This is a genomic window from Neisseria sp. P0014.S009 (assembly GCF_051958155.1).
GTDB lineage: Bacteria > Pseudomonadota > Gammaproteobacteria > Burkholderiales > Neisseriaceae > Neisseria > Neisseria flavescens_C.
On the sequence record NZ_JBQCVS010000004.1, the window covers coordinates 1 to 16,021 of the forward strand.

At 48.9% G+C, this 16,021-nt stretch carries 14 protein-coding genes; 2 read left to right on the forward strand and 12 right to left on the reverse strand.

The window, feature by feature from the left end:
* Positions 1-83: 83 nt before the first annotated feature.
* From ACTHS4_RS04460 to ACTHS4_RS04475, 4 genes are all read right to left on the reverse strand, one after another.
* Positions 84-746 carry an NAD(P)H-dependent oxidoreductase gene (locus ACTHS4_RS04460; RefSeq protein ID WP_440365543.1) on the reverse strand — a complete coding sequence of 221 codons (663 nt, stop codon included), beginning with the start codon at positions 744-746 and terminating at the stop codon, positions 84-86.
* A gap of 244 nt (positions 747-990) precedes the next feature.
* Complete coding sequence (aspA, locus tag ACTHS4_RS04465; RefSeq protein ID WP_070625709.1) at positions 991-2,388, reverse strand: aspartate ammonia-lyase; 1,398 nt, start codon at positions 2,386-2,388, stop codon at positions 991-993.
* Positions 2,389-2,477: 89 nt separating this feature from the next.
* A complete protein-coding gene (locus tag ACTHS4_RS04470) occupies positions 2,478-2,678 on the reverse strand; it encodes a hypothetical protein (RefSeq protein ID WP_003746297.1) in 201 nt (66 codons plus the stop codon).
* Positions 2,679-2,869: 191 nt separating this feature from the next.
* Entirely contained in the window at positions 2,870-3,016 is a 147-nt protein-coding gene (locus ACTHS4_RS04475; protein ID WP_049336812.1) for a hypothetical protein, read from the reverse strand.
* A 298-nt stretch (positions 3,017-3,314) separates the two neighbouring features.
* Between ACTHS4_RS04475 and ACTHS4_RS04480 the strand changes: the two genes are divergently transcribed.
* Both ACTHS4_RS04480 and mfd read left to right on the forward strand, forming a co-directional pair.
* Entirely contained in the window at positions 3,315-4,007 is a 693-nt protein-coding gene (locus ACTHS4_RS04480) for a VIT1/CCC1 transporter family protein (RefSeq protein ID WP_070826898.1), read from the forward strand.
* A 132-nt stretch (positions 4,008-4,139) separates the two neighbouring features.
* Entirely contained in the window at positions 4,140-7,544 is a 3,405-nt protein-coding gene (gene mfd, locus ACTHS4_RS04485) for a transcription-repair coupling factor (protein ID WP_440365575.1), read from the forward strand.
* 182 nt (positions 7,545-7,726) lie between these two features.
* On the opposite strand, the gene ACTHS4_RS04490 is transcribed toward mfd, so the two are convergent.
* The 8 genes from ACTHS4_RS04490 to hemE form a co-directional block, all read right to left on the reverse strand.
* Positions 7,727-8,161, reverse strand: a complete 435-nt coding sequence (locus ACTHS4_RS04490; protein WP_234395431.1) for a hypothetical protein — start codon at positions 8,159-8,161, stop codon at positions 7,727-7,729.
* 272 nt (positions 8,162-8,433) lie between these two features.
* Positions 8,434-9,066, reverse strand: a complete 633-nt coding sequence (locus ACTHS4_RS04495; protein WP_070826899.1) for a hypothetical protein — start codon at positions 9,064-9,066, stop codon at positions 8,434-8,436.
* A 188-nt stretch (positions 9,067-9,254) separates the two neighbouring features.
* Positions 9,255-9,557, reverse strand: a complete 303-nt coding sequence (locus ACTHS4_RS04500) for an ArsR/SmtB family transcription factor (protein ID WP_070826901.1) — start codon at positions 9,555-9,557, stop codon at positions 9,255-9,257.
* A 79-nt stretch (positions 9,558-9,636) separates the two neighbouring features.
* Complete coding sequence (locus ACTHS4_RS04505; RefSeq protein WP_070826902.1) at positions 9,637-10,158, reverse strand: rhodanese-like domain-containing protein; 522 nt, start codon at positions 10,156-10,158, stop codon at positions 9,637-9,639.
* 12 nt (positions 10,159-10,170) lie between these two features.
* Entirely contained in the window at positions 10,171-10,365 is a 195-nt protein-coding gene (locus ACTHS4_RS04510) for a YgaP family membrane protein (protein ID WP_003685761.1), read from the reverse strand.
* A 454-nt stretch (positions 10,366-10,819) separates the two neighbouring features.
* Positions 10,820-12,916 (reverse strand): TonB-dependent receptor plug domain-containing protein, encoded by a 2,097-nt coding sequence (locus ACTHS4_RS04515; RefSeq protein WP_070826904.1) that lies wholly within the window; start codon positions 12,914-12,916, stop codon positions 10,820-10,822.
* Positions 12,917-13,233: 317 nt separating this feature from the next.
* Positions 13,234-14,727: a cardiolipin synthase gene (cls, locus tag ACTHS4_RS04520; protein WP_371460088.1), complete on the reverse strand. Its 1,494-nt coding sequence runs from the start codon at positions 14,725-14,727 to the stop codon at positions 13,234-13,236.
* Positions 14,728-14,873: 146 nt separating this feature from the next.
* The gene (hemE, locus tag ACTHS4_RS04525; protein WP_314513497.1) at positions 14,874-15,935 is read right to left on the reverse strand and encodes a uroporphyrinogen decarboxylase; all 1,062 of its coding nucleotides are present in this window, start codon (positions 15,933-15,935) and stop codon (positions 14,874-14,876) included.
* Between the last annotated feature and the right edge of the window lie 86 nt (positions 15,936-16,021).

Here is a 16,021-nt window from a genome sequence, read left to right on the forward strand (position 1 = left end):
AATTAGGAGCGGAAATAGACGAAAACCTGTTTTGGAGTTTCAGCTGTCGAAGGAAGGGCTTTTTTGCAAAGGTCTCAAACTGCTTATTCGACCCAAGTCACCATTTCTTCAAGCGGTTTGCGTGATTTTTTAGTGATTTCTTTGGCACGATAGCCGAATGTTGCCGCTACGGATACGCCCCATTCGTTGGTATCAAACAGGCCTTCTGCTGCCAATACTTCGTTCATTTTGTCGTAGTTGAAGCCTTCGATTGGGCAGGAATCGATGCCGATGGCCGCTGCGCCTGTGAGCATATTGGCCAAAGCAATATAGGTCTGCTTGCCGCTCCAGTCAAAGAGTGCGCGTTGGTCGTCGGCAATTTTAATGTCGGTTTCTTGGAAGCTTTTGTATCTTGCCAGCGCTTTTTCCAGTTGCTCTCCTTGTAGGCCCCTGCGTTCGGCAACACTGCGGAAGAACGGGGTATCGTAACGGGCATTTTTCTTGGCAAGGATAATCACCAGATGGCTGCAGTCGTCCAGTTGCGATTGCATCCCCCAGCTGAAAGGCTTGATTTTCTCACGCAGGGCTTTGTTTTGAATCACCAAGAATTTCCATGGCTCGGAGCCGACAGAGCTGGGCGAGAGGTGGGCAAATTCTAAAATCGCTGCAAAATCTTCTTGGCTGATTTTTTTGTTGGGATCGTAATAACGGGTGGAGCAGCGATTTTCGAATACTTGCAGCATTTGTTCGCGTGTAATTTGATTCATCTGGTTTTCCTAATAAATGAAGATGTTATTCCAATATCCGGTTCCTTTTGAGGTATCATTACCGGCATAACCTTAAGGAAGAAACAGGCTGGGGCAACACCATGTTAAATCAAACCTGACGGTCAGGCTATCTTTTAATTCTGAATTTCGCAAAAAAATTCGATAAATATCAATATCAATGCGAAAGGCCGTCTGAAACTTTAAACGTTTAAAGTTTCAGACGGCCTTTGATTTCAAATCCTGATTACAGATGAGGATTAATCAGGTTTTCTGGGGAGAGGATGCGGTTGAGTTCTTCTTCGCTCAACAGGCCGCGCTCCAGTACGACTTCGCGCACGCCTTTGCCGGTTTGGGCGCAGATTTTGCCGACCAAGTCGCCATTGCGGTGGCCGATGTATGGGTTCAGATAAGTGACCAAACCGATGGAGTTGAAGACATAGTGTTCGCAGATTTCGCGGTTGACCGTAATGCCTTTGACGCATTTGTCGGCCAGGTTGACCGCGGCGTTGCCCAAGAGGGAAATGGTTTCAAACATACATTGGGCGATGACCGGCTCCATAACGTTCAGCTGCAACTGACCTGCTTCGGCTGCGAAAGTGATGGTGGTGTCGTTGCCGATGACTTTGAAGCAGACTTGGTTGACGACTTCAGGAATCACAGGATTGACTTTGGCAGGCATGATGGAAGAACCGGCCTGCAATTCAGGCAGGTTGATTTCTTTCAAACCGGCGCGCGGGCCGGAAGAGAGCAGGCGCAAGTCGTTACAGATTTTGGACAGTTTGACGGCTGTGCGTTTCAATGCGCCGTGTACCATCACATATGCGCCGCAGTCGGAGGTCGCTTCGATCAGGTTTTCAGTCAGTTTGCAAGGCAGGCCGCTGACTTCGGAGAGTTTCTCAACGACCAAAGCCGCATAGCCTTTAGGCGTATTCACGCCGGTACCGATGGCGGTGGCGCCGAGGTTGACTTCAAGCAGCAGGGAGCGGGTGCGGTCGAGGTTGAGGATTTCTTCTTCCAGCAACACTTGGAAAGACTGGAATTCTTGACCGGCAGTCATTGGTACAGCATCTTGAAGCTGGGTGCGGCCCATTTTCAAAACGTCTTTAAATTCTTCGGCTTTGGCGGCAAAGGCATTTTTCAGGATAGCCAGTTTGTCGAGCAATTCGCCGATGCTGTAATACACGGCAAGGCGGAAGCCGGTAGGGTAGGCGTCGTTGGTGGATTGGCTGGCGTTGACATGGTCCATCGGATTGACGATGTCGTAGTGGCCTTTTTCGTGACCCAAGACTTCCAATGCGAGATTGGCAATGACTTCGTTGGTATTCATGTTGACCGAAGTACCGGCGCCGCCTTGATAAACGTCGGACGGGAATTGGTCGAGGCAGCGGCCTTTGACCAATACTTCATCGCAGGCTTTTTCGATGGCGGCCGCGATTTCCGGCTTGATGGCACCTAATGCGCCGTTGGCTTGCGCAGTGGCTTTTTTAACCATGACCATGCTGCGGACAAATTGCGGTACGTCGGAAATTTTTTGCGTGGAAATTTTAAAGTTTTCAATGGCGCGCAAAGTATGGATGCCCCAATATACTTCAGCAGGGATCTCGCGGTCGCCCAATAAATCGTGTTCGATTCGTACAGTCATTTCTCTTACCTTCTCGTATAGTTGTGTTAGTGTGCATTATGCGTTTGGAACATTAGCCCAGTTCGGCAAGATTGTCCAGTTAATAAGGCTTAATCGTCAGGATGAAAGCGCGCCGCTTCACGCTCTTTTGCAGCTGTCTCTTTATCTTTCAATTTCGCACCCAAACCCAACATTTTTTCATATTCGGATTGCGGCGTGCCATCCTCTTCCATGCCGAATGCGCTGGCATTGACCCAAAGGGAAAGCAGGGAAACGATGAAGGCGAAAAAACCAACGATATACCAAAACATTTTTTTCTTCCTTGTGTGTCTGCGTGTGCAGATTGTTGTGGTTTGTAAAGATGTGAATGTAGCACAAACGCGGTTGGGTTTAAATTCTTCTCCCGCATCCTTTCATTGATTTACCTGTAAGTGTTTAGAAAGGAAAAGGCCGTCTGAAAAGTAAGACTTTTCAGACGGCCTCGGAGGCTTTGTCGGGAAGATTAGCCGCCGCATGCGCCGCAGCAACCGCCTTCGCCATGACCGCCGCGTTTTTCTTCGTTGTTGATAACGGGCAGCTCGGTTTCTTCGGTTTGCTCTTTTTTATCTTCAGGCAAATCGTTTACTTTGATTTTGTTTTCTTCGGCCATGATACATCCTTTCAATGGATTGAGGAGTGGAAAGATTCATAAAGATAGCATCTTTAAGCGGATAAACCAAGCAGCACAAAACTGCCTTGTGATAATGCCATGACTTAGAACAATAAATTTGCTTGTAAAAGCGTTAAGGCCGTCTGAAAAAATCCAAAGAGGAGTATTGGTTTTTATGGTTTGAAATGGCAGTAGAAAGATTTAAGAATGCTTGATCTGAAGGGATAAACTGACATGGATTTCAAAAAACAATACAATGTTATCATCATCTGGAAACAGCCAATTTATCGGAGCATATATGTATTCACACCACAACGAACGCCATTTCAGCGACCGCAACAACTGGCTTCGGGCAAGCGTATTGGGTGCCAATGACGGCCTGATTTCCACTGCCTCGCTGTTGACGGGCGTAGCCGCTGCCGCGCCAGATTTCCAAACCCTGCTGTTGACGGGCGTTTCGGCGCTTATCGGGGGCGCGGTGTCAATGGCGGCGGGGGAGTATGTTTCCGTGTCCAGCCAATCGGATACGGAAAAAGCCGATTTGCACAAAGAACGCCACGAATTGGCAAATAATCCTGATGCGGAGTTGGAAGAACTGACGGAAATTTACCGCCGCCGTGGTTTGTCCGACCCGCTCGCCGCAGAGGTGGCCAAAGCCTTGATGGAACACGATGCGCTCGCCGCCCACGCGCGCGACGAAATCGGCATTACCGAAACCTCTGTCGCCCAACCCATGCAGGCCGCGCTGGCTTCTGCCGCTTCATTTTGTGCCGGCGCAATTTTGCCTTTACTGGTCGCATTGACGGCTTCTAGTGCTATTGTTCCGGCCTTGGCAGTTTCCACTTTGTGCGGACTGGCCGGACTGGGCTATGCCTCCGCCAAACTCGGTGGCGCGCCTGTCGTTCCTGCTGTTTTGCGCGTGTGCCTGTGGGGTGTTGCGGCATTGGTAATAACCGGATTTATTGGAAAACTGGCGGGTGTGGCCGTCTGAATGTAAGGCCTTATATTCTTTTAAACCTGTATCCAGTAAAATTGAAAATTGATTTGATCGCTAAAGGCCGTCTGAAAACTTTTCAGACGGCCTATGGTGCTTGTATTTACTTATTACAAACTGTTTTTTGTCATGACTTACCCGATTCCCAAACCCCGTGAAAAATCCCGTTGGCTCAATCTGTCTCAAGGCTCGCTGCCCTTGGCTTTGGCGCGTTATTTGCCGCATAAGCAGCTCAAGGTTGTCTTGACCCAAGATGCGGAACAGGCGCTACGCCTTCAGACGGCCTGGTTGTTTTTCCGTCCGCACGATACGGCCGTGTTCCTGCCGGACTGGGAAACGCTGCCTTATGAGCGTTTTTCGCCACATCAGGATTTGGTGTCGGAGCGGCTCTCGGCGTTGTGGCAGATTAAGAGCGGCGCGGCGGACGTGTTGTTTGTGCCGGTTGCCACGGCGATGCAGAAGCTGCCGCCCGTGCCGTTTCTGGCAGGACGCACATTTTGGCTGAAAACGGGGCAGACTTTGGATATAGGCCGTCTGAAAAGTGATTTGGTGGATGCAGGTTATAACCATGTTTCCCATGTTGTCGCGGCAGGCGAGTTTGCCGTGCGCGGCGGTATAGTCGATTTGTTCCCGATGGGCAGCGAAATGCCGTACCGCATCGATTTGTTTGACGATGAAATCGACAGCATCAAAACCTTCGATACCGAAACGCAACGCACCATTTCCCCCGTTTCCGAAATCCGCCTGCTGCCGGCACACGAGTTCCCCACCGACAGCGAGGCGCAAAAGATTTTCCGCAGCCGCTTTCGTGAAGAAGTCGATGGCAATCCGAACGATGCCGCTGTGTACAAAGCCGTCAGCAACGGCCACTTCGGCGCGGGCGTGGAATATTATCTGCCGCTGTTTTTTGAAAACGAGCTGGAAACGCTGTTTGACTATATCGGCGAAGACGCGCTGTTTGTCTCTTTAGGCGACGTTCATGCCGAGGCAAACTGTTTTTGGAGCGACGTTAAATCGCGTTATGCCATGGCGCAGGGAGACGAAACCTATCCGCCTTTGCTTCCACAGCATTTGTATCTCTCTGCTGATGTTTTTGCAGGCCGTCTGAAAAATTATGCTCAGGTATTGCCGGATATTTTTGGTGATGAACATACGTTGCCAAACGTGGCCGTCAACCGCCAAGCAGATGAACCGTTGCAGGCATTGAAAGATTTTCAGACGGCCTTTAACGGACGGATTTTGTTGTGCGCCGAAAGTTTGGGACGGCGCGAAACCATGCTCGGTTTCTTGCAGCAAAACGGCTTAAAAGCCAAAAGCGTGTCCGACTGGCAGGGCTTTTTGTCGGCGCATGAGCCACTGATGATTACAGTGGCGCCGTTGGCATACGGGTTTAAATTAGAAGATCAAAACATCTCGGTCATTACCGAATCCGATCTTTATCAATATGTTGCCCGCTCGCGCAAACATCATCGTAAGAAACACGCCGCTGTTTCAGACGGCCTGTTGCGCGACCTTGCCGAAATCAATATCGGCGATCCTGTTGTACACGAAGAACACGGCATCGGCCGATATATGGGCTTGGTCACAATGGATTTGAGCGATGAAACCAACGAAATGATGTTGCTTGAATACGCGGGCGAAGCGCAGCTTTATGTGCCTGTTTCGCAGCTGCATTTAATCAGCCGCTACTCCGGTCAGGCGCATGAAAACGTTACTTTGCACAAGCTCGGCAGCGGCGCGTGGAACAAAGCGAAGCGCAAAGCCGCCGAAAAAGCGCGCGACACCGCCGCCGAGTTGCTCAACCTCTACGCCCAACGCGCCGCCCAATCGGGACACAAGTTTGAAATCAACGAGTTGGACTATCAGGCGTTTGCCGACGGTTTCGGCTACGAGGAAACCGAAGACCAGGCCGCCGCCATCGCCGCCGTGATTAAAGATTTGACACAAGCGAAGCCGATGGACCGCCTTGTGTGCGGCGATGTCGGTTTCGGCAAAACCGAAGTCGCCCTGCGCGCCGCGTTTGTGGCGGTGATGGGCGGCAAACAGGTCGCCGTACTCGCCCCGACCACGCTTCTGGTCGAGCAGCACGCGCAAAACTTCGCTGACCGTTTCGCCGATTTTCCCGTGAAAGTCGCCAGCCTTTCGCGTTTCAACAACAGCAAAGCCACCAAAGCTGCGCTGGAAGGCATGGCGGACGGCACGATCGATATCGTTATCGGTACGCACAAATTAGTGCAGGATGACATCAAATTCAAAAACTTAGGGCTGGTCATCATCGATGAAGAACACCGCTTCGGCGTGCGCCAAAAAGAGCAGCTCAAACGCCTGCGCGCCAATGTCGACATCCTCACCATGACCGCCACGCCGATTCCACGTACCCTCAGCATGGCGCTCGAAGGCCTGCGCGACTTCTCGCTGATTACCACCGCGCCCAGCCGCCGCCTCGCCGTCAAAACCTTTGTCAAACCCTTCAGCGAAGGCAGCGTGCGCGAAGCCGTATTGCGCGAACTCAAACGCGGCGGACAAGTGTTTTTCCTGCACAATGAAGTGGATACGATTGAGAATATGCGCGAGCGGCTGGAAACCCTGCTGCCCGAAGCCCGCATCGGCGTGGCGCACGGACAACTGCGCGAGCGCGAGCTGGAACAAGTCATGCGCGACTTTTTGCAGCAACGATTTAACGTGTTGCTCTGTTCCACTATTATCGAAACCGGCATCGACATCCCCAACGCCAACACCATCATCATCAACCGCGCCGACAAATTCGGGCTGGCGCAACTGCACCAGCTTCGCGGGCGCGTCGGCCGCAGCCACCACCAAGCCTACGCCTACCTGCTCACGCCCGAATACATCACCAAAGACGCAGAAAAACGCCTCGATGCCATTGCGGCGGCAGACGAACTCGGCGCAGGTTTCACCCTCGCCATGCAGGATTTGGAAATCCGCGGCGCAGGCGAAATCCTCGGCGAAGGACAGTCCGGCGAAATGATACAGGTCGGCTTCACGCTCTACACCGAAATGCTCAAACAAGCCGTGCGCGACCTTAAAAAAGGCCGCCAGCCCGACCTCGACGCGCCATTGGGCATTACCACCGAAATCAAACTGCACAGCCCGGCATTATTGCCTGAAGACTACTGCCCCGACATTCATGAGCGTCTCGTCCTCTACAAACGCCTTGCCGTCTGCGAAACCGTGCAGCAAATCAACGCCATACACGAAGAACTCGTCGACCGCTTCGGCCTGCCCGAACAACCTGTCAAAACCCTCATCGAAAGCCACCACCTGCGGCTCGCTGCAAAAGAATTGGGCATAGACGCCATCGACGCCACCGGCGAAGCCGTCACCGTTACCTTCGGCAAACACCACCAAATCGACCCGACAGAAATCATTCTGCTGATTCAGACGGATAAAAAATATCGGCTCGCTGGGGCGGATAAGTTAAGATTTACAGCCGAGATGGAAAATATCGAAGTCAGGATCAACACCGTGAAGAATGTGTTGAAGACTTTGAAAGAAAGAGTGATAGCAAAGTAGAGGCTAGTGAAGAAAAGGTCGTCTGAAAAATTTTCAGACGACCTTTCCTTATCCAAAATTTGTAGCATGAAGCTGTCGGATTCGAGAATCCGACCTACACTTGCTGCTCAAATTTTTAAAACTGAACAAAATCAATTATTTAGCTATATTTATTAGCTTTTCATCATTTAAATTTTCATCAATTATCTGTATTCATTATAGACAATAGAATTATATAGAACGCCATTCTTGTCAAAAACAGGCAGTAATTTAATTAGATACCAGTTTATATCCACTATTTTATTATAAATTTCCTTAATATTGATATTAATGCTGAATAAGAATTCAAAATTAGGAAAAAATAAGACGTTTCCACCGATATTGGTATCAGACCATGTCATTACAAACCCGATAACTTCATCCGAATTACTTTTGATTTTTAAAAAATCAAAAATTTCTTGTTCCGACATAGAGGCCGAATTCCAATCCCAGTCGTCATTACCAAGCAGCAAATAAGTAAATTGTCCATTATCGAGAAAACGCCAACCACCCTCCCATAAATATTTCAGTATTTCATAACGAGAAATTTTTTTGTTATTCATCGATAAATCAATACTTAAACCTATATCTCTCGACATCTCGAATCTCCTGTGGCTTTTAATTTTTAATATTTTTAGAAGGGGTGTAAGCAAGCCTTAGCCCGCATTAAACCTGTAAGTAGAGTGTATACGGCACGCACAAACGTGGGCTTTAAGCGTAATAAAAAGTCGTCTGAAACGATTTTCAGGCTTTCAGATGACCTTTTATCAAATGATGCGAAATATCACTTGTCTAACCTTCTAACTTCGTACACACCTCAGCCCCACCTTCAAGTTTTGGGCAGACTACGACTTGTATCGTTTGTTTATTTTTATAATTGCCGAAATTTCCAATAATCCCGCCCTTCGATTTTCCAATAACAAAATTCGTCCGGTATCAAATACCCAAAGTCCATTGCCTTAGAAAACCAGCCATCATAGACATAATCTTCATGACATCTGTCCCAATCCATATGAAGGTAAACTTCCGTATCAAAATTAATATAGAACAACGGTAATCTTGAAGAAATCTGATTGATTTTTAAGAAATCACTTTGTTGGCCAAAATCCGAAATAGGATCATCATACGACAACTTGTTCTCGACAACGGAATATAATCTTGCTGCTTCATCTAAATTAAAGCCCTGTAACATCAGCGCTTTCAATTCGTCTTTTTCCAGTACGACGACCGAATCTGATTGAAGATAGCTTTCGAAATTGTCCTTAGTTAACTGCCAGATGCCGTTTCGGTAATAATAACTATTCATTTCATCCTGATATTGTTCTAACGTAATATTACCGTTTTTAAAATCCAAATCTAAGTCTAATTTCATATTTAATATGAAATTTTCCTTATAATCAATCAAATAATATATCTTTTTCTTATAGACAAAAATGGATATACACTGAATGTACTCAAAGATGTTATCCAATAATTCAGATTTAAATTTCTCAATCTTTTCCATATTTGACAAATTCCTTAATAACTTTATCACCAGCAAGCATTAGTCCGCATGAAAGCTGCAGGTAGGGTGTCGTACGCGTGCTTTAAGTGTAAATACAGAAGCAGTATAAAAAGGTCGTCTGAAAAATTTTCAGACGACCTTTTAGGTTAATTTTCCGAATAGCCTTTCTAAGGCAGTACAACCACATTTCAATCTTTTCCTGCACAGAAAAAAAAATACAGCAGCTGTATCATCTCGTTAACTCGGGGGTCGGCAATGTAATATTGCCGTTCCCGATGGTTCACTTCAAACGATACTAAACCGGCTTCACGTAATAGGGCTAATTGGCTGGACATTGCCGCTTGCGGCAGTCCGGATGACTCAGCCAACTCGGTTACATTGTGCGGCCTTTCATGTAGTTTGCACAATACGGCGAGGCGGTTAGGATTAGCCAGAAGTTTGAGAAAAGCGCTGGCTTCTTCGTAGGGCGGTTGATTGTCGGCAGTGGTCATTTTTCACGCTTGTCGGCAAATGAGGAGGTCGAATTATCAGTCATAATGGCCTCAGCAGCAACTTTTAGACGGCCTTTGTTTAATGGTTCCATGGCATTTTGGCCAGCAGGCGAGCCATGCCGCAGAATCCGGTTAGTCCGGCCGTTAATAGGCCTGCGCCGACCATCACGTCTATCAGATAAAACCAAGGCGATACCAGCCAACCTGCCAGCACGCCCAACAGAATCAAACTGCCCGCTATGGTTTGCACCTGCCGTATGATGTCTGGTGCAGCACGGTTGGCAACAATAAGAAGCCCTGCAGCTTTCCATGCCTGTAAGCCGCCTTCTAAAATATAGCATTCTCGACCTTGGCCAAGTACTGACAATATTGTTTCTGCCCGTGTTGTACGTTTGCCGCTCAGGCAATAAAAAATCAGGCATGGGGCTGTATCATCGGGCAGTTTGTCTCGCTGCTGTTCAGGCGGAAGGGATAATGCGCCGCCAATATGCCCGCCCCGATATTCGGCTTGGCTTCGGATGTCCACTGCCAACGCGCCCTCACGGATTTTTGCGATTGCTTCGGAAGGCGTAATTCGCAGGAGTTGTCCGATCGTACTCATGTTTTGCCTTCGTTATTTTTTGTTGATGCGGCAGGTGTTGATGCCCAATAAGCTGTACAGTGCGCAGTTGCCAATCAGTGCTGTACCCAGAGGGATGATGCCCAGCCAACCCCACCAGCCAATTTGTCCGGTAGCGGCTGCAGCAATCAGTGCTACGCCGATAACAATACGGATTACGCGATCCAAAGTACCCAAGTTTCGTTTCATTTTATTGCTCCTTGTTTCGGAATGAATTGTCTATAAATAAATATATATAACAAAAATCATATATGAGAAATATTATATTCCTAAAAATGACTTTGTCAAATGGTTTACAGCAAAAGTGTAATTAATATTTGCATTGTATTTTTTAAACACACAAATGGAATCAATCTCCAACGGCATGGTTAAATGTAAAAATACAGCCTTTATTTTTTCAGACGGCACTGGAGATGATCTTATTTATATTGGAAGAATAAGTAGTCAGTTTTCAGAAGGAATCAAATCATGACCGATTTGGAAAAGAAGCCCAATGGAGAAGATTTGAAGACTGGATAATCCGTTGTGTAACTAGCAAGGGAGAGGAGATACTTTATAATCAAATTGTCTACGAATTATAAAAGGCCGTCTGAAAATTGAATTTCAGACGGCCTTTGGTTTCTTTATAACGTCGTTCGTATCATCAGAAACGATAATTCACGCCCAAGGCAAACTCGCGGCCGCGTTCGTAGAAGGGCACGCGTCCGTTGCCGTCGGGGAAGCGTTGGCTGTGCGAACGGTATTGCTTGTTGCCGATATTGTTGACGGCGAAGTTGACGTTCAGGTTGTCTTTTTTCAGCGGCTGCCAGTTGGCGTAGATGTCGTGTACGCCGTAGCCTGATTTCTTGCCGTGTATCGTGCCTTGTCCGCGGGCGACGTCGGTGTATTTCACGCTTTGGGCGTAGCGGCCGCGCCAGCCGATTTCGAGTTTGGGGTTTTCAAACTGGTAAGACAGGCCGGTTAGCCATTGGCGGCCGGTGTTCCAGAAGGTGAACGAGCTTTCGTGGTCTTCCGCTTGAATCGGGCTTTCGCCGTAGTACATTTCGCCGTTCAGACGGGGTTTGACGTAGGACACGCCGGCGCGCGCGGTCAGGCCGCCCCAGCGGTAGGATGCGTCAAGTTCGTAGCCGTAGGTTTTGAGCGTGCCGCCGTTGTAAATCTTGCCGCGTTCGGTGATGGAGGCGGTGTTGTTGTTGATTTTTGCCCAACGATAGACGATGAGGTCTTTGATGCGTTGGTGGAACACGCTGCCACTGACGTTGAAGTTGTCGTTGCGCCATTTGAAGCCTAATTCGGCACGGCGGGCGGTTTCGGCTTTGAGGTTGCTGTCCAAATCGGCGGCGGCGCCTGCGCGTTCGTTAGCTAACAGGGCTTCGTTCAGGCGGGGCGCACGGCTTGCCTGATTGAGGTTTGCCAAGAGGGAGAAGTTGTCGTTGATGTCCCAAATCGCGCCGATGCTAGGGTTGAGCTGACCGTGCGACGCGCTTTGTTTGCTGGCGGCGTTGTATTTGAAATGGTCGTAACGCAGGCCGGTGGTCAGGGTGACGGGGTGCAGGTTCCAAATGCCTTCCGCGTACACGCCGTATTCGGCTTTTTTCTCTTTGTCGCGGTCATACAGGCCGAGAATCTTCAGCCATGCGCCTTTGTCGGAAGGATCTGAGGTTTCGTGGCGGTAGTTGACGCCGTATTTCACCATGTGTCCGTCGCCGAAAGAGCTGGCAAGGTTCAGATTCGCGCCGGTCGCTTTGATTTTGCTTAATTCAAGCTGACCGATAGGAACGCCGCCTTGCGCCGTGCCGGAAGCTTGGGCTTTTGGAGAAGGAGCGCCTTTAGGCGGTTTGGTGTCGTCAGTATTGATTTGGAAGACGTTGGCGTCGATTTTGTCGATAAAGCCGACGTTGCGGCCACGGTATTCCAGATTGTAGGTCTGCTCTTTTTGATAAGTGCCGTCCACGCCGATGTAGCTGTCAACGTTTTGGAACTCGGCTTTGTCGGTACGGTTCCCTTTTTGGTATTCCTGACGGTAGGTCAGGCGGATGCCGTGGTCGTCGTTGAAGTCGTAGCCGAGTTTGGCGAGGTAGCTGTGCTGTTTCAGATGACTGCCGAGGTTGACATTGCCGTTGCCGTCTTTGTAGTCACGGTTGTTGAGGAAGTTGCCTGCAAACAGGGCATCGAAGCCGTTTTGATAGCCGTAAACCGCTGCGCTGCCGGTTGAGCCTTTATTGCTGCTCAAGCCTGCTCCCAGTTTGAAACCGAAAGGTTTGCCGTCGGTCAGTAGGTCTTTTGCGTCAACCGTTGTTACGCGGATGGTACCGCCGACCGCACCCAAACCTGCGCTTGCCGCGCCTGTGCCTTTTTCGACGTTGATGCTTTTCACCAAAGCAGGATCAAGCTGGAAGCGGCTTTGGTGGTGGAAGATTTTTGTGGATTGGCTGGTGTTGTCGACTTCTAGGTTAATTTTGTCTTCACCAACGCCGCGGATGCTGTAAAACTGTGCTACGCCGTTGCCGCCACCGACATCCATACCGATTTGGTCTTTCATGACTTGTTTTAAATCGGTCGAAATTTCGCGGTCGAGCTGGTTGCGGGTTACACGAGTCGGTACGGCAGTACCGGTGACCTTAATTTCATTCAGCTCGGCAGTTTCTGCGGGTTGCAAATTTTCGGCATGAGCGAAGCTTGTTGATAATGCGAGTGTAATGATACTAAGACGGAATACAGGAGAGGAGACCTTATTCATGATTTTTCCTAAGTAAAAAATTGACTGTTTATTCTAATTGTTATAATAATGATTATCAAATTCTTAATAGATATTAATAAATATATTTTGTTTTATTCCAGTCTCAAATTAATAGGATTTTTATAAAAATCAATTAGTTTATATTTTAGTTAAATTTAGTAAAGATTCTTTGGTTGGGAAATGGGTTGAGTCTTACTTTTTCCGAGAGGGAGAGAAGGGATAGCTTGAATATCTGTCAATAAAGAATTTTATCTATCAGTGTTTTATTTAAAAGGCCGTCTGAAAAGTACTTTTCAGACGGCCTAAATATTTATTTTTTACAGCAAAGGGCTCATTAGGCGGACGGCATTTTCCACGAAGCCGCGGAGTTTGGAGCGTTGTTGCCATGATTTGATGGCGATGTAGCTGCTGTTTTTAAGGTAGCTGCGCTGCAGGTGGCAGATTTGTTTGGTAGTGTCGCGATCGTAGATGGCAAGACTGATTTCGAGGTTGAGGAAGAAACTGCGCATGTCCATGTTGACCGTGCCGAAGAGGGAGTAGTCTTCGTCAATGGTCATGGTTTTGGCATGCAGAAGACCGTCTTCAAACATGGCGATTTTGACACCGGCTTCCAGCAACATAGGGTAGTAGGCGCGTGAGGCGTAGCGCACCATCAGTGAATCGACTTTGGCAGGCAGTATCAGGGTCACTTTGACACCGCGTTTGGCGGCAATGGTTAATGCCATGAGAAGCGGCTCGTCGGGGACAAAGTAGGGAGTAGTAATCGTGATTTGTTTGGTGGCGGCATAGATGGCGCTGATGATGGTTTCGTAAATAACGAAGCTGCCTTGCTCGGGGGCGGATGGAATGATTTGGGCAACAATATCGCCTTGTTGCATTTTTTCAGGAAGGATTTGGGGCAGCAGGCTCTGGGCTTGATTGAGGTATGTTTGTACGTTTTGGAGGTTTTCATCGGTTTCGACGGCAAGGTCTGCGAAGAAGACGGCAGACAGTTCCAAAACCATAGGACCTGTACAGCGCATCATGACATCGACCCATTCTCCGACGCCGGAGTTTTGTTTGAAATAGCGCGGGTCGACAAGGTTGAAACTGCCGGTGTAACCGATTTTTCTGTCGATAACAAGGATTTTGCGGTGGTTGCGCAGGTCGGTGCGTGTGAATAATGTACGCCAGATGCCGACAGGCAATGAGGTATGTACTTCAACGCCTGCTTGGCGCAGTATTTCTACCCAATCGCTTTCAAAAAAACTCCTGCTGCCGACGGCATCGGCCAGAATGGCGCAGTCAACGCCTCGATCTGTGGCGGCAAGAATTTCATTTAAAATTTCTTCGATGCGGCCTTTGGGCTCAATAATGTAAAAAGCCAGCAGGCAGGAATGGGTTGCGGCGCGTATGTCTGCAAGCATGCTGTCGATGATGGCATCGGTGGTTGAGAGCAGGCTCATGGCGTTGCCTTTGGTGGCACCCAGCCCCGTTCCTTTTTCGGCAACTTTACTGATACCGTGGTAACGTGATTTGACTTGGTCGGCAATGTCGAGATAGATATCGGCTAGATGGGTGGCGGCAAAGTTGCGGTAGAAGCGGTTCATTTCGCCGGTACGTTTGGCGCGTGCCGTGCCGAGACGAGGCTCGCCGATAAGGATGTAGGCGATGGTTCCGAATACAGGGAAAAGGAAGAGGATAATCAGCCAGGCAAAGGTTGAGCCGATGTTTTTTTGTTTGTACAACACGCGCAGCATGCAGGCGAGTGCGGCGCAGGTGTGGGCGAAGATGAAAATTTCGGTCCAGGTGATGTCTTTTAAAAAATTCATATTCGGTAGCGGGAGTGGATGTGTTTTTAAGTTTGAAGGTGTCAGCTGCTAAGCTTCAGATATTAAGTATATAGAAAAACCGTCTGAAAACAAATTCACACGATAATCGTGTTTTTTGTTTTCAGACGGCTTTTGCGTTGTTTCCATTAACGGTGATACTGACGGGACAATTCATGTACGGTATCGACCAAAATTTTGGCGTGTTCCGGATCGGCGTGTTGGTTGATACCGTGTCCGAGGTTGAATACATGGCCGCTGCCGTTGCCGTAGTCGGCAAGGATGCGTGCGACTTCGGTGCGGATAGATTCCGGTGTGCCGAAGAGGGCAAACGGGTCGAAGTTGCCTTGCAGGGCAACTTGTTCGCCGACGCGACGGCGGGCTTTGCCGATGTTGCAGGTCCAGTCCAAGCCTAATGCGTCTGCGCCGATTTCTGCCATGCTTTCCAGCCATAAGCCGCCGCCTTTGGCAAATACGATAACAGGCACGCGGCGGCCTTCACTTTCGCGTTTGAGTCCGTCAACGATTTGACGGATGTATTTCAGGCTGAATTCTTTAAATGCGGCATCGCTCAATACGCCGCCCCAAGTATCGAAAATTTGTACGGCTTGTGCGCCGGCATCGATTTGGGCGTTGAGGTAGGCGGTAACGGCTTGGGCATTGGTGTCGAGGATTTTATGCAGCAAATCAGGACGCGAATACATCATGGTTTTGATGGTGCGGAATTCTTTGCTGCTGCCGCCTTCAACCATGTAGCAGGCGAGCGTGAACGGGCTGCCGGAGAAACCGATGAGTGGAACGCGGCCGTCAAGGGCTTTACGGATGGAAGTTACGGCATCAAAGACGTATTGCAGTTTTTTCATGTCGGGAACTTGCAGTTTGGCGATATCCGCTTCATGTTGCAAGGCGCGTTCAAATTTGGGGCCTTCGCCTTCGGCAAAGTACAGGCCCAAACCCATGGCATCGGGAACGGTTAGAATGTCGGAAAACAGAATCGCTGCGTCCAGATCAAAACGTTCTAAAGGCTGGATGGTAACTTCGGTTGCCAGCTCGGTGTTTTTACACAAATCGAGAAAGCTGCCTGCGCGTGCGCGTGTGGCTTTGTATTCAGGCAGATAGCGTCCGGCTTGGCGCATCATCCAGATGGGCGTGTATTCGACAGGCTGTTTGAGCAGGGCGCGGAGGAAAGTGTCGTTTTTCAGAGCAGTCATGATAAATAGGCTTTCTGATTTGGTGTGTTGGACAAAGTTTAGACGGCCTTAGATATGTATTGAGGCCGTCTGAAATGATTAAATGG